The sequence below is a fragment of the Hymenobacter sp. BT491 genome, from assembly GCF_014349165.1.
GTDB classification, from domain to species: Bacteria; Bacteroidota; Bacteroidia; order Cytophagales; family Hymenobacteraceae; genus Hymenobacter; species Hymenobacter jejuensis.
Window position 1 is genome coordinate 632,678 of the sequence record NZ_JACSJJ010000004.1, and the last position, 12,075, is coordinate 644,752.

General features: G+C 56.2%; 19 protein-coding genes. 11 read left to right on the forward strand and 8 right to left on the reverse strand.

Going from position 1 to position 12,075, the window contains the following annotated elements; all coding sequences use genetic code 11:
• Positions 1-7: 7 nt before the first annotated feature.
• Positions 8-433, forward strand: coding sequence for a secondary thiamine-phosphate synthase enzyme YjbQ (locus H9I52_RS19395; RefSeq protein ID WP_222940562.1), 426 nt, complete (start codon positions 8-10; stop codon positions 431-433).
• Between the two features lie 245 nt (positions 434-678).
• The gene (locus H9I52_RS19400) at positions 679-1,119 is read left to right on the forward strand and encodes a hypothetical protein (RefSeq protein ID WP_187455211.1); all 441 of its coding nucleotides are present in this window, start codon (positions 679-681) and stop codon (positions 1,117-1,119) included.
• 65 nt (positions 1,120-1,184) lie between these two features.
• On the opposite strand, the gene H9I52_RS19405 is transcribed toward H9I52_RS19400, so the two are convergent.
• Together H9I52_RS19405 and gpmI are read right to left on the reverse strand one after the other, a co-directional pair.
• On the reverse strand, positions 1,185-1,754 hold the full coding sequence (locus tag H9I52_RS19405) for a hypothetical protein (RefSeq protein WP_187455212.1): 570 nt from the start codon (positions 1,752-1,754) through the stop codon (positions 1,185-1,187).
• Positions 1,747-3,309, reverse strand: coding sequence for a 2,3-bisphosphoglycerate-independent phosphoglycerate mutase (gene gpmI / locus H9I52_RS19410; protein WP_187455213.1), 1,563 nt, complete (start codon positions 3,307-3,309; stop codon positions 1,747-1,749). The genes H9I52_RS19405 and gpmI overlap by 8 nt, the downstream gene beginning before the upstream one ends.
• A gap of 140 nt (positions 3,310-3,449) precedes the next feature.
• Between gpmI and H9I52_RS19415 the strand changes: the two genes are divergently transcribed.
• The 6 genes from H9I52_RS19415 (at position 3,450) to H9I52_RS19440 (ending at position 7,095) form a co-directional block, all read left to right on the forward strand.
• Positions 3,450-3,848, forward strand: coding sequence for a DUF4783 domain-containing protein (locus tag H9I52_RS19415; RefSeq protein WP_139515361.1), 399 nt, complete (start codon positions 3,450-3,452; stop codon positions 3,846-3,848).
• A gap of 69 nt (positions 3,849-3,917) precedes the next feature.
• The gene (gene nadC, locus H9I52_RS19420; RefSeq protein ID WP_187455214.1) at positions 3,918-4,778 is read left to right on the forward strand and encodes a carboxylating nicotinate-nucleotide diphosphorylase; all 861 of its coding nucleotides are present in this window, start codon (positions 3,918-3,920) and stop codon (positions 4,776-4,778) included.
• Positions 4,779-4,877: 99 nt separating this feature from the next.
• Positions 4,878-5,501: a hypothetical protein gene (locus H9I52_RS19425; protein WP_139515363.1), complete on the forward strand. Its 624-nt coding sequence runs from the start codon at positions 4,878-4,880 to the stop codon at positions 5,499-5,501.
• A gap of 57 nt (positions 5,502-5,558) precedes the next feature.
• Entirely contained in the window at positions 5,559-5,900 is a 342-nt protein-coding gene (locus H9I52_RS19430; protein ID WP_187455215.1) for a hypothetical protein, read from the forward strand.
• 18 nt (positions 5,901-5,918) lie between these two features.
• Positions 5,919-6,197 carry a heavy metal-binding domain-containing protein gene (locus H9I52_RS19435; protein ID WP_187455216.1) on the forward strand — a complete coding sequence of 93 codons (279 nt, stop codon included), beginning with the start codon at positions 5,919-5,921 and terminating at the stop codon, positions 6,195-6,197.
• Between the two features lie 160 nt (positions 6,198-6,357).
• A complete protein-coding gene (locus H9I52_RS19440; RefSeq protein ID WP_139515366.1) occupies positions 6,358-7,095 on the forward strand; it encodes a ZIP family metal transporter in 738 nt (245 codons plus the stop codon).
• Between the two features lie 22 nt (positions 7,096-7,117).
• Here H9I52_RS19440 and H9I52_RS19445 read toward each other — a convergent pair whose 3' ends face one another.
• From H9I52_RS19445 to H9I52_RS19455, 3 genes are all read right to left on the reverse strand, one after another.
• Positions 7,118-7,450 carry a chaperone modulator CbpM gene (locus H9I52_RS19445; protein WP_187455217.1) on the reverse strand — a complete coding sequence of 111 codons (333 nt, stop codon included), beginning with the start codon at positions 7,448-7,450 and terminating at the stop codon, positions 7,118-7,120.
• A 52-nt stretch (positions 7,451-7,502) separates the two neighbouring features.
• Positions 7,503-8,456 carry a DnaJ C-terminal domain-containing protein gene (locus H9I52_RS19450; protein ID WP_187455218.1) on the reverse strand — a complete coding sequence of 318 codons (954 nt, stop codon included), beginning with the start codon at positions 8,454-8,456 and terminating at the stop codon, positions 7,503-7,505.
• 89 nt (positions 8,457-8,545) lie between these two features.
• Positions 8,546-8,899, reverse strand: coding sequence for a DUF3140 domain-containing protein (locus H9I52_RS19455; protein WP_187455219.1), 354 nt, complete (start codon positions 8,897-8,899; stop codon positions 8,546-8,548).
• 175 nt (positions 8,900-9,074) lie between these two features.
• Between H9I52_RS19455 and H9I52_RS19460 the strand changes: the two genes are divergently transcribed.
• On the forward strand, positions 9,075-9,491 hold the full coding sequence (locus H9I52_RS19460) for a DUF6799 domain-containing protein (protein WP_139515370.1): 417 nt from the start codon (positions 9,075-9,077) through the stop codon (positions 9,489-9,491).
• A 107-nt stretch (positions 9,492-9,598) separates the two neighbouring features.
• On the opposite strand, the gene H9I52_RS19465 is transcribed toward H9I52_RS19460, so the two are convergent.
• From H9I52_RS19465 to H9I52_RS19475, 3 genes are all read right to left on the reverse strand, one after another.
• Positions 9,599-9,793, reverse strand: a complete 195-nt coding sequence (locus H9I52_RS19465; protein WP_187455220.1) for a hypothetical protein — start codon at positions 9,791-9,793, stop codon at positions 9,599-9,601.
• 41 nt (positions 9,794-9,834) lie between these two features.
• Positions 9,835-10,218 (reverse strand): septal ring lytic transglycosylase RlpA family protein, encoded by a 384-nt coding sequence (locus H9I52_RS19470; RefSeq protein ID WP_139515372.1) that lies wholly within the window; start codon positions 10,216-10,218, stop codon positions 9,835-9,837.
• A gap of 85 nt (positions 10,219-10,303) precedes the next feature.
• Positions 10,304-11,149, reverse strand: coding sequence for a glycoside hydrolase family 25 protein (locus H9I52_RS19475; protein ID WP_165699347.1), 846 nt, complete (start codon positions 11,147-11,149; stop codon positions 10,304-10,306).
• A 145-nt stretch (positions 11,150-11,294) separates the two neighbouring features.
• Between H9I52_RS19475 and H9I52_RS19480 the strand changes: the two genes are divergently transcribed.
• Positions 11,295-11,567: a VF530 family DNA-binding protein gene (locus H9I52_RS19480; protein ID WP_139515374.1), complete on the forward strand. Its 273-nt coding sequence runs from the start codon at positions 11,295-11,297 to the stop codon at positions 11,565-11,567.
• A gap of 86 nt (positions 11,568-11,653) precedes the next feature.
• Positions 11,654-11,977, forward strand: coding sequence for a hypothetical protein (locus H9I52_RS19485; protein WP_139515375.1), 324 nt, complete (start codon positions 11,654-11,656; stop codon positions 11,975-11,977).
• The last annotated feature ends 98 nt before the right edge of the window (positions 11,978-12,075 follow it).

Sequence of the window (12,075 nt, forward strand, 5' to 3'; positions counted from 1 at the left end):
GCGAACCATGATCTGGGTTCAACGACGTTTGCGCTTACCGGCTGTGCGCCGCGGCTTTCACTTGGTTACTGATCTGTTAACGGCTGAGATGCCCGAACTGGAACAAGTAAAAGTGGGTACTGTCCACTTTTTCATTCAGCATACGTCGGCCAGCTTGAGCATCAACGAAAACGCCGATCCTACTGTACGTCACGACTTTGAAGAATACTTTAACCGCGTAGCTCCCGAAAACGCTCCGTACTTTCGTCATACCCAAGAAGGCCCCGATGACATGCCCGCACATCTGAAAGCGGCATTGCTGGGGACTTCCGTCACCATTCCGGTGAGCAATGGGCAGTTGGCACTGGGGACTTGGCAGGGAATTTATTTGGGAGAGCACCGCAATCATGCCTCGCGCCGCTGGGTGATGGCCACGCTGATGGGCCAATCGTGAATCACTGCTTAACTACCTCCGGACATTGAAAAAATTATACTTGCGGAGGTGGCGAAATGAAAAATTTACCGTAAGAGGCAGAAAATACTCTCGTTGAGAGTCTCCCTATGTTAGCCTTTGTTCTCTTTTCGTCTTCCAAGTTGACCACGGCGGCTGCATTGTGTGCAGGGTTGATGGCCGCGGTGAGTTCCGACGAAAAGCCGGCTCACAGTACAAAACCAAGCCCGAGGTCAATCCAGCATCACTTGGCACCCGCCGTGACGGTGCCGCTGGCCAACCGAAGCATCTGTGTGATTACCGACGACTCGTTGGCCGGACAGCCTTTCGGCGCCGAGCCGACGATTGACGAGTTGCTGCAAGCGGGCGCTATCATTGTGGTGCGCAAGCCGTTTGCCAACGTGCACGAGCGGGGCCAGGTCGACACCATTATTGTGCTGCGGCACCAAGGCAACCGGTTTGAGTATTACCGGGCCCCCGACAAGGATCTGTTACGCCACGCCTTCATTACCAACTTTCAGCCGACCTACGGCCGGCACTTGCAGAGCGGGATTACAGTAGTATCGCGCAGAAAGTCAACGAGTTGCCAAAACCTGCGCATCGGCGATACCGAACGCACCAACTACATCTCCGTGACCTACAGTGGCAGCAAAATCAGCACGGTAAAGGTGGAGCCTTACGTAGACTAGGCTCTAAAAGGTACTGGTCTATCAGAAATATAAGATCATCAAGTAACTATTTGACAATAAAATAGTTACTTGATGATGTGCATCGCAGCTGAGTAGCGGAGCGTATCGAACATTACCAGCTTTTGTAAGCCTTCGACGCGGTAGTCGCTGAGGACGCCGTTGATGGTGTGCAAATACAGCTTCTTCTCCGAATAGAACAGTGGGTTGTTTTGAACAAGCCGCGCTGTGAGCACGCGTACTTGATCGCCATCGGCGGTAACTGTCAGATTTTCAACGGTATTCTCAATCCCCGGCTTGCGGACGTAAGCGCGTTGGCCAGTCGTGGGGGTTGATTCGATGGCGTACGCACCGCGCAGAGCCGGCTTGTTGATGTCGGCCTGGTAGAAGATTTGCAACTCCTTAGTCCAGTCTACGTGGGGCACGCGAGTGGTTTCCAGCTTCCCATCGCGTAGAGTTACCTTCTTCTCCACAGCCGGATTTTGCCGGTTCAGCAGCTGCGCTTGGGCATCAAGAAAGCCTTTGACGTCGAAATATTGCGCGCTGTGCGCCGCGGTTTGCTGAGGTTGCGCTTGCTCATCGGAACCGCACGCGGTGATTAGCAGCCCCCAGCCTGCTACCAGCCAAAAGCTACGCATTCGCAACGGGACTCGGAACAGCTTGCTCGCTGGGCTGCAACAGCGAATTTCCCGTCATATCGGCCGGTTGCGGAATGCCCATGAGCGCCAACACGGTCGGGGCAATGTCGCCCAGCTTTCCATCCGACAACGTGCCGTGGTAGTTGTTGTCAGCTAAAATGCAGGGAACCAAGTTAGTAGTGTGTGCTGTGTTGGGCGTGCCATCCGGGTTGATCATCATGTCGGCGTTGCCGTGGTCGGCGATGACGATGCAGGCATAATCGCTGGCTAGGGCGGCCTCTACTACATCTTTGGCGCAAGCGTCCACGGTTTCCACAGCCTTCACAACGGCCTCGAATACACCGGTATGGCCTACCATATCCGGGTTGGCAAAGTTGAGCACGACGAAGTCGGCCGACTTGGCTTGCAACTCCGGCACGAGCGCGTCGCGGAGGTCTTTCGCGCTCATTTCGGGCTGCAAATCGTAAGTCGCCACCTTAGGCGAAGGTCGCATGATGCGGGTTTCACCGTCAAACTCCACTTCACGGCCACCGGAGAAGAAGAACGTAACGTGTGGGTACTTCTCGGTTTCGGCGATGCGGATCTGTTTTTTGTGGTTGGCCTCCAGTATCTGCCCCAGCGTGTTGTCGAGGTTATCCTTGTCGAAAATCGGGGTGACGCCCGTAAAGGTGGCGTCGTAATTCGTCATGGTGAGGTAGTGCAGGTTCAGCCGGTGCATGTTGAAGGCGTGAAAATCCTGCTGCGTGAGGGCCTGCGTAATTTCGCGGCCGCGGTCAGTGCGGAAATTGAAGCAGATCACCACGTCGCCCTCCTGAATAGTCGCCAAAGGCTGTCCGTCGGCACCCACTTTCACGATGGGCTTCAGGAATTCGTCCGTTACGCCCTCCTTGTACGAGTCGAGCATCGACTGAATCAGGTTTTGCGAGGGCGTGCCTTTGCCATTCACCAGTAGGTCGTAGGCGATTTTCACCCGTTCCCAGCGGTTGTCGCGGTCCATGGCGTAATAACGGCCCACAATGGAAGCGATTTTGCCCCCAGCGCGCTCCAGGTGCTGCTCCAGGTCGTTGACGTAGTTGACACCGGCCTTGGGATCGGTATCGCGACCGTCGGTGAAGGCATGAATAAACACCTTGTGCACGTCGGCATCGTGCGCCAAGGTGCACAGGGCTTTCAGGTGTTCGATGTGCGAATGCACGCCGCCATCCGACAGTAGCCCTATGAAATGCAGGTTTTTAGCGTTTGTGCGGGCGTATTCGAAGGCATTGGCCAAGGCGGGAATGCCGCCTAGTTTGCGCTCGCGAATGGCTTTGTTGATGCGCACCAAATCCTGGTACACCACGCGGCCGGCCCCAATGTTCATGTGGCCAACCTCAGAATTGCCCATCTGGCCTTCCGGCAACCCCACGGCTTCGCCCGAGGCTTGCAACTTGCTGTGCGGGAAGCGCTGAAACAGCGAGTTAACGAAGGGGGTTTGGGCTTTGTCAATGGCGGAGACCTCTTTGTTCTGCGCCAAGCCCCATCCGTCCAGAATCACTAACAATACCTGTTTATTCATACCACAAAGATAAGGGCAGGGCGCGTAACGTGTCTATTTTCTTATCTTGGTCTGATCAGGGCCAACGCAGGAGATATTTTATACGTAGTGCCCTGTTGGCATAGTTTTAGCGTATTGCATGATGCATTCTTTACTCTAGTATGAAACGCAACTTATATCGGGCCTTGGTCATTACCTGTCTGGCGCTGCTCTCCATCGCTGGCTACGCGCAGGGTGAGGCCTTCGGACCCGTTCGCGACGCTATTCGCACCGGCTCTTCGCATGAGCTGGCCCAATTCTTCAGCGCCACCGTGGAGCTGGGCTTTGATGGTGACAAGCAAAGCTATAGTCCTACGCAGGCCGAGTTCGTGATGAAGGATTTCTTCGCCAAGAACGCTCCCAACGGGTTTGAATACATCCACCAAGGGGCCAGCAACGGGGGCATCCCCTACGCCATCGGAAAGTATAACGGCAAGAGCGGTTCTTACCGCGTGTTCGTCAAGATGAAATCGGAAAGCGGCACCTTCAAGATCGACAACATCGAGTTTACCAAGGAGTGACCCGCCACTTCGTTAGCGAATACTAAAAAGGCCCCGGCGCATGTCGGGGCCTTTTTCTATTTTTGTACCGTGCAAAACGCCCCTTACCTCACTCCGGAAGCTCTTTCAACGTTTATCCGCACGGCGCTGACCGAAGATGTGGGCGACGGCGACCATTCTTCGCTGGCTGCCATCCCGGCCAACGCCCGAAATCGCGCCAAATTATTGGTCAAAGGCGAGGGTATTCTGGCCGGTGTGCAGTTGGCTCGCCTCATCTTTCGGGAAGTGGATCCGGCGTTGCGTATGGAGCTGCTGCTGACCGATGGTGCTCCCGTCAAACACGGCGACGTAGCTTTCACTGTGGAAGGACCTGCCCGCAGCATTCTGACCGCCGAGCGCTTGGTACTCAACTGCATGCAACGGATGAGCGGCATTGCCACTTATACTGCCTATCTGACAACTTTGCTGGCCGGTACCAAAGCCAAACTGCTCGACACCCGCAAAACGACGCCCAATTTTCGATTGTGCGAAAAGTGGGCCGTGGTGATCGGCGGCGGCGTCAACCATCGCTACGGGCTCTTCGACATGATCATGCTCAAAGACAACCATGTGGATTATGCCGGCGGCATTCGGCAGGCCATTGAAGCCACGCATGCGTACCTGAAGCGCACCGGCCGCGATCTGCCCATTGAGGTAGAAACCCGCTCGCTGGCCGAAGTGCAGCAAGTGCTGGAAACCGGCGGCGTGTACCGCATCATGCTCGACAACATGCGGCCCGCTCAAATGCGGGAAGCAGTCAGGCTCATCGGTGGCCGCTACCAAACCGAGGCTTCCGGCGGAATTACGGAGCAGACCATCGCCGAAGTAGCCGCTACCGGCGTAGACTTCATTTCCGTAGGCGCCCTCACGCACTCCGCCACTATTCTGGACATCAGCCTTAAAGCATATTAACTCGTTGAATGCGAATGTAATCGATTGATTATCAAGTATTTGAAAAATATTCTGAGATATTAGCTACTTCGTCATTTGAGCATTTGACACTACCGCAATATGAACCAACCCAACCAACGTGGTTTCCGTCAGGCGCAAGGGGCTTCGCCACTTGCCATCCGGACCAAAAAAAGCCAGCTCGACACCAACACCTACACCAAGTTGGCTATGGCCCAGGTGTGGCGCAAGGAATGGTGGTACGCTCTGATTCCGTTTGCCATCGGGCTGTTGCCCGCCGTAATTTGGCATTCGTGGTGGTGGCTGGCCTTAGCGGCCCTGCTGACGCTGCTTTACGTGCTGTTGCGCTCGGCCCAGATCACGGGCGTGACGCAGATGGAGCAAAGCAAGGCGCTGTTTGAGCGCTTTAGCTATGAGATTGATGCTAAGCAAATTGTGATGCGCCTCAACGAGCGCGAAGGCCGTGCCCTGCCCTGGAACATGATCGGGAAAGCCAAGCGCGACGCCGAAGGCTACCTGCTGTGGCTGCAAGCCCCCGAAATGCCGGCTGAGCTCAAGGGCTGGCGTTTGTGGGTGGCGCGTACCTTTGAGACGCCGATGTTTTTGCAGCTGCCCCTCAAGATCTTCAATTCGCCCAACGACATCAAGCTGTTCGACTCCATGCTGCGGCGCAAAAACCTGCTGCCCGCCGCAACTGGGCTCGGTAACGGCCCCGCTTCGGCGTAACCCTTGGTCGGCCGAACCGGTATTCATTTACTCCTGCTTCTTTTTTCTTCGCTTTATATGAATAAAAATCTTTTGTTCTCTGCGCTGGCGGTAGCCGCCCTTGCGCTGAATGCATGCAGCGCTGAACCTTCGGATTGGCGTCCGGAAAACAAAGTATCCGTAGATCTGGTAGCGCCGGGTACGCGTTCGAGCGACAACTTCGACCAGCACACCGAAGCCGCCCCCAATCAAGCCAAGGGCGGTGCCATTGCCGAGCCCATCAGCTCCCACGCAACCCTCGAAAAGCAGGCCTTACCCACAGCCGATCAGGCCCGTACTGCTAACGAGCAGGAGGCCAGCAAGAACGCTAAGCCAAGCCAGGAGGACACCACCGCCAGCGGCCACGAAGTTCAGCGTTAAGCACCTCGCGCAGCCGTGATGTTGGCAAATTGTAAACCGGCCGTCGCGGGCGTATTGCTGGCGGCGGCTACTGCTTTGGCGGGGTGCAACAACCAACCGCTTGCCGAGAAGACCAGCGTTTCGTCTGCTGCCAAGCAGGAGGCGAGCCAGCCCGTCGCGAAGCCCGTGTTGGCTTATGTGTGCCCCATGGGGTGCGAGGGCAGCGAAAGCAACAAGCCCGGCAAGTGCCCTGTCTGTGAGATGGAACTCGTACGCAACCCTGCTTACAAGCCAAGTACCTCCCCCGACTCGCTCTGAAGGTGGCGAGAAGGTAACCATAAAGTCGCAGGTAACGCTTTGACTATCAAGGTTTAACAGCAAAGGGCGCTCACAGCGCCCTTTGCTGTTGTAGAGGTATGTGGCTTATAATCAATTATTTACAAGTGGGGTATCTGCCTGCTTAATATATACAATTCCTATGTGGCTTTCTGTGCTGATGCTGTTTTCCACGGTGCTGGGTGCGGGCTGGCTGACCCGGCTTGTGCCCACAGCGCGCACTACTTGGATGAAGCCGCTGCTGGCGTTTAGCGGAGCGTATCTTTTCACGCTAACCATCACGCATTTGCTGCCCGAGGCCCTTACCCTTACGCCACACAACACGCACCGGGTGGGCTATTTTGTGTTGGCGGGCTTCTTCGGGCAGCTGCTGCTGGAGGTGTTCTCCCAAGGAGTTGAGCACGGCCACATTCACCACCAAACCCACCACGCTGGCCGCGTGCCCTACCTGCTGCTGTCGGCGCTCGTGATTCACTCTTTTTTTGAGGGCAGCATCTTGGTGCGCAACCCCGAAACGGAAGGCGTTGGGCAGAATTTCTACGCCATCACGGCCGGTATAGCGCTGCACCACATCCCGGCTGCTTTTGCGCTTATGGCCGCGTTGCTGATGCGGCTCAACAGCTTCTGGCGGGCCTTGCCGTATTTGGTGCTGTTTGCGCTGGCGGCGCCCGCTGGCATTATAGTGAGCAACTACGTAGTGCTGGACGAGCTGCTCAGCAACGGTTGGTACGCGGCGTTGCTGGGTTTGGTAGCCGGCAACTTCCTGCACGTTTCCACCACCATTCTCTTCGAAACCAGCCCCGACCATCACCTCAACGTGCGCAAGCTAGTGGCCACTCTCATCGGTGCCCTGCTGGCCCTGGCTGTAGATTGGGTGTAATGTTCAATAAATCAACTAGTTGCTAAAGCCACTCGTCGGCATCGAAGATTGGCCCCATGCCTCGAAGCACACGCTCTAGTTGCAGCGCGCGGGCGCGTTGCCGCATCAATTCTTCCTGCAAGTCCAGTAGGCGCTGGCGCATCGACAGAATCACGTCAATGCCTTCTTTATTGATGCTTAGGTCCTGATGCAAGCGTACCAGCCGGGCTAGGTGTTCGGGCTCAACTTGCAGTGTATCAGGCGCTTCGGCTTGGTGTAGCAATCCGAGCTCTACAAACTCGCGCAAGTCGTGCTCACTCAGGCCGTAGGTGGCGGCACAATCGCGGAAGGAAATGGTGAGGATGTGCGTTTCCATAGCGGTAGAAAAATAACAGCAGACACAAAAGCAGTCAGTTTTATATAACTATTTAAGAATCAAGTGTTTCGCCACGAAGCTTGGCTAGTTGCCGAAACAGCTCTTTCTCCTGGTCGGTGAGGTGTTGCGGCAGCGTCGGAACCAGGCGCAGGTATAGATCGCCGAACTGCCCCGCCTGCCGATACAGCGGAAACCCTTTGCCGCGCAGCCGCAGCCGGGTGCCGTTTTGGGTTTCGGGCTTGATCTTGATTTTGACCGACCCCGACAGCGTTTCCACCACCTGTTCGCCGCCCAAAAGGGCTTTGTAAATGCTGATGGGCACTTCCATAGTCAGGTCGTTGCCGGTGCGGGTGTAGCGCGGATCGGGCAGCACCCGAAACGTAAGGTACAGCGACCCATTAGGGCCGCCGTTGCGGCCCGGGGCACCCTGGTCGCGCAGCCGAATGACCTGCCCGTCTTCTACGCCGGGCTGAATGGTGATGCGCAGACTCTTGCCGTTGACGTTGATTGTGCGCGGCCCGCCGCGGTAGGCGTCTTCCAGCGAAAGCTCCATCTCGGCTTGGTAGTCGTGGCCCGCGCCGGGCCGCGGGCTGCCCCCTTGCCGGCCGCCCATGCCGCCAAAAATAGAGCTGAAAAAGTCGGAGAAATCGGCGCCGCCAAACGGGTCTTCGGGTCCACTGCCGCCTCCAAATCCGCCAAAACCACCGCCTTGCCCTTGGGTATACTGCGACCAATCGAAGCCACCGCCACCGCTGCCACGGCCCGCCCCCGCCTGCTGATAGCGCTGCCAATCGGCACCAAGCTGGTCGTACTTGCGGCGTTTTTCTTCGTCGCTTAGCACTTCGTTGGCCTCGTTCAGCTCCTTGAACTTGCGCTCGGCTTCGGGGTCGTTTGGGTTTACGTCGGGGTGGTGCTGCCGCGCCAGCTTGCGGTATGCCTTCTTTATCTGGTCGGTAGTCGCGTTTTTCTCAACGCCCAGAATCTTATAATAATCTTTGTAGTCCACGGCTAGTCAGGAATGAAGGATTGGGAACGAAAAATGAGAAATAAAGCACGAGAAAAGCAGGTCCTGCTTCTTTCTTCATTCCTCGTCTTTTATTCCTTCTTATTTTTCAGGGGATCGTGGCCCCAGTTCATGAGCGAGTAGCGCCACCGCGAATTCTCGATATCTTCTTGATGGTGAGGGCCTTGCTTGAGGTGGCGGCTGATGTACGAATGTACTTTGTGCATGTGCGCTTTGTCGGCGGCGGTAAGCTCCGCTTTCTTTTTGCGCAAAATCTCGATGATGTGCTCGCCGGACTTATGCCCAATGCTTTCGCCGTCGCCGCTGTCTTGGCCCACCGATTTCGACTCGTCGGTTTTTAGCCATTTCTCAATTTCGCCGGCCGTCATATTGACCTGCTGTTTAAAATCGGTGTAGATGTCTTCGGAATCCTTCGAATCGGGCATGGTGAATGGGTGGTTGGGGTGAAACAAAAGCGTTCGGTTAGGGGGCGTGGCCGCCTTTTCCAAACGCACCGGCTCCGGCGCGGGTTGCCTGCTCGACGCTAAGATTTTGGCCGGTAATTTGTATTTTAGGAGTTCTCTTTACTTCTACATCTTTCACTTACTTCTCATCCCACCCATGAAGATTCGTGTTTTCCTGCCCATTGCTTTGCTGGTGAGCCTGAGTGCTTTAGCAGCGCAAGCCCAAACCAAGTTACCACCCCGCAAGCCCGTAGCACCCCGCGGCCGTGTCGCGCCGACGGGCATTACACTAAAGGACGGCGCCATGATGAAAGAAGGCAAAGTCATGATGACGCAGAACGGCCACACCGACCCGCTGAGCCAAGACGTAACCCTGGTCAACGGTACCAAAATTGCGGTCAACGGGACTGTCACGGCGCCGGATGGCACCACAACCATGCTCAAGGAAGGCGACTACGTTTCGCTGACCGGCCGTGTCACGTCCGCGTCGATGAAAGCCCAACAAGACAGCCTCATGATGGCGGCCAAAGACGGGGGCAAGGACAAAACCAAAATGAAGCGCAAAAATAAGTAGCTTATAGTCAGGTTTTTATCTTGCAATTAAAAGCGAAGCGGGCCGACTGGAAGTACTTCCAGTCGGCCCGCTTCTGTCTGGGTAAAGGCGAGTCGCATTCGCCCGAACTATGCTTGGGTGTAGTCCTGAAAAATAAGGGCTGCTTCGGCTTCGTCTTTCGCGCTCACGATCTCGTCCATCACGTACTGAATTTCCGCCTCGGTCCAGCCTTGGGCTTCTGCCGCCTTCACGAAAGCTCCTAGTGCCACAAACCGATCGGCCCGGCCGGCGATGTCCCATTTGACTTTCTTGCGAATATTCATTCAAAAAATGGTGTAAGTATTTGCTTGATAAGCAGATAGATCTAGCGGGCGGCGTGCACCACTTTGAGCTTCACCGGCGCGACGCCCTGGCCCATGATGCCGATTTTGCGGGCCGCCTTCCGCGACAAGTCGATGATGCGGCCTTTGGCGTGCGGCCCGCGGTCCGTGACGGTCACTTTCACCGAGCGATTGTTGCGCGGGTTGGTCACCCGCACGACCGTGCCGAAGGGCAAGGTGTTGTGTGCGGCCGTCAGGCGGCCGGGGCGGTACACGGTGCCGCTGGCCGTTTCGCGGCCGTTGAACTTATCGGCGTAGTACGACGCCTGGCCGCTTTGGGTGAAGGTACTGCTGCTCGCGCAGGCACCCAAGAACCAGGGCAGCACTAAAAGCAGCAGCGAAGCAAAACGAAGGCGAAAGTCAGGCATTGGCAAAAACAGAAAGTGAAGCCGGCAAGTAAGCGTTACGAAACAGGCGATGCTTGTGTTGAATATGAATATAGTATGTTGATTATCAATCGGTCGACTTTGATAATGAATCGTTGGCTTCTTTAGATGGCGTCGGAATACGCAGCGAAAGCAGGCTGTTGAAGCTGCCTTGGTAAACGTTGAAATCGACGGTGCCCCGGATGCCGGGCACGTACGCTTCGTCGGAATGTTGCCAGATAATCCACTTTTCGCGGGGCAGCGACGGGCTATCGACTTCGTAGTGCGCCAGCCACAGCGGGTACTTGTCGAAGTGGCCGGCAAGGTGGCGTTTGTAGAAGCTGTAGTTGGAATACAGAATGGGACGAACGCCGTAATGGCGCTCTACCAAACGCAACCAAGTATCTATGTTTCTGCGCATTATGGAAACATCGTGAAACTCGGGGGCTTCCACGTCCAGCACCGGCGGTAGGTCGCCGGGCGCGAGCGGCACAGTGCGCACGAAGAGATTGGCCTGCCGGGCGCCGTCGTAGTTGGGCTGGAAAAAATGGTAGGCTCCGCGATAGATGCCGGCCGCCCGGGCGCCCCGCCAGTTACCCGCAAAACGCGGGTCGCGCAGCGTCACGCCCTCCGTGGCTTTGATGAACGCAAACCGCACATCGTGGCTCGCGACCAGCTTCCAATCGATGCGGCCCTGATACGCCGAAACGTCGATGCCATGCACCGAATAGCCTGATAGTAAGGGGGTTCGCTCCAGCCCCGTTAGATTTTTACTGATAAACGTAGCGTAGGTGCGGCGGGCGTAGCGATTGATTGGTCGCCGGTAATGCACGTAAAAAGCCAGCAGCCCGACCAGCAGTGCCAGAGCGGCCCAGCCCAAGTACCGGCGCGACGCAGCGGCGCGGGAAGAAGCAGGTCGTCGGGGTCGATTCATTAGCGTTGCCATCTCAAAGGTAACGTATCAGGATATAGGGCTGGTACCCGGCCCGCGCAAAAATGCCGATACCGCCGTAGATTTGCACACAAGCCAGCGGTGCTGGACCCCTATCGCCTACTTTCGCTAGCAGAAGAACAACGCAATGGCCACTTCCGATTTCTCCGACGCCCGCGACGAAGCCGGTCACCTCATCCGGGAGTTGCACGGCGTGACGCTGGCCCAGATTCTGGAGTATCTGGTGGCGCGTTACGGTTGGCCCGAGCTCGACCGCCGCATTCGCATCAATTGCTTTGCCGTCAATCCGAGCATCAAGTCCAGCCTTACGTTTTTGCGCCGTACGCCTTGGGCCCGGGCTAAGGTCGAGGAGCTCTACATCCGAACCCGCTCAGAAGAAATTCTGAAGTCTAAAGGATAAAAGCCGAACTTATTTGTATAAGTTATTGATTGTCAATAATTTATATTAATATTCGATATTCAGTATCTGAAATTCAACATTCCCTCATGGCCGATGTTTCCCAAAAATCTGGTCCGCTGGCGCTGCTGGGAGGCTTCGTGTGCTTTGTCGGGTTTGAAGCGCTCGCGTATTATGCCTTGCGCTTTGCCACCTCCGGTCTGGGCATGAGCAACCAGATGCAGCCCGAAAACACGATCGTGAGCAATTGGGTGAAAACGGTGGTGTTTCTGCTGCTGCACCTGGCCTTGGTGGTAGTGGCCGTGCTGCTGCTCAGCAACCGGCTGCCGCGCCGCTACCGCGGGCAGGTGATGGGCTGGTTTTACCTGTCGCTGTTCACCGGCTTCCTGCTGCTGATTCCGTTGTTTGCGTAAAAGAATAACTGCTTCGCCGGCATCTTCAGGGTTAAAAATAGGGCTCAGCCGGCCCGCGAGATAAAGCCAAACAGGGCCGCCAACTTTGGCGGCCCTGT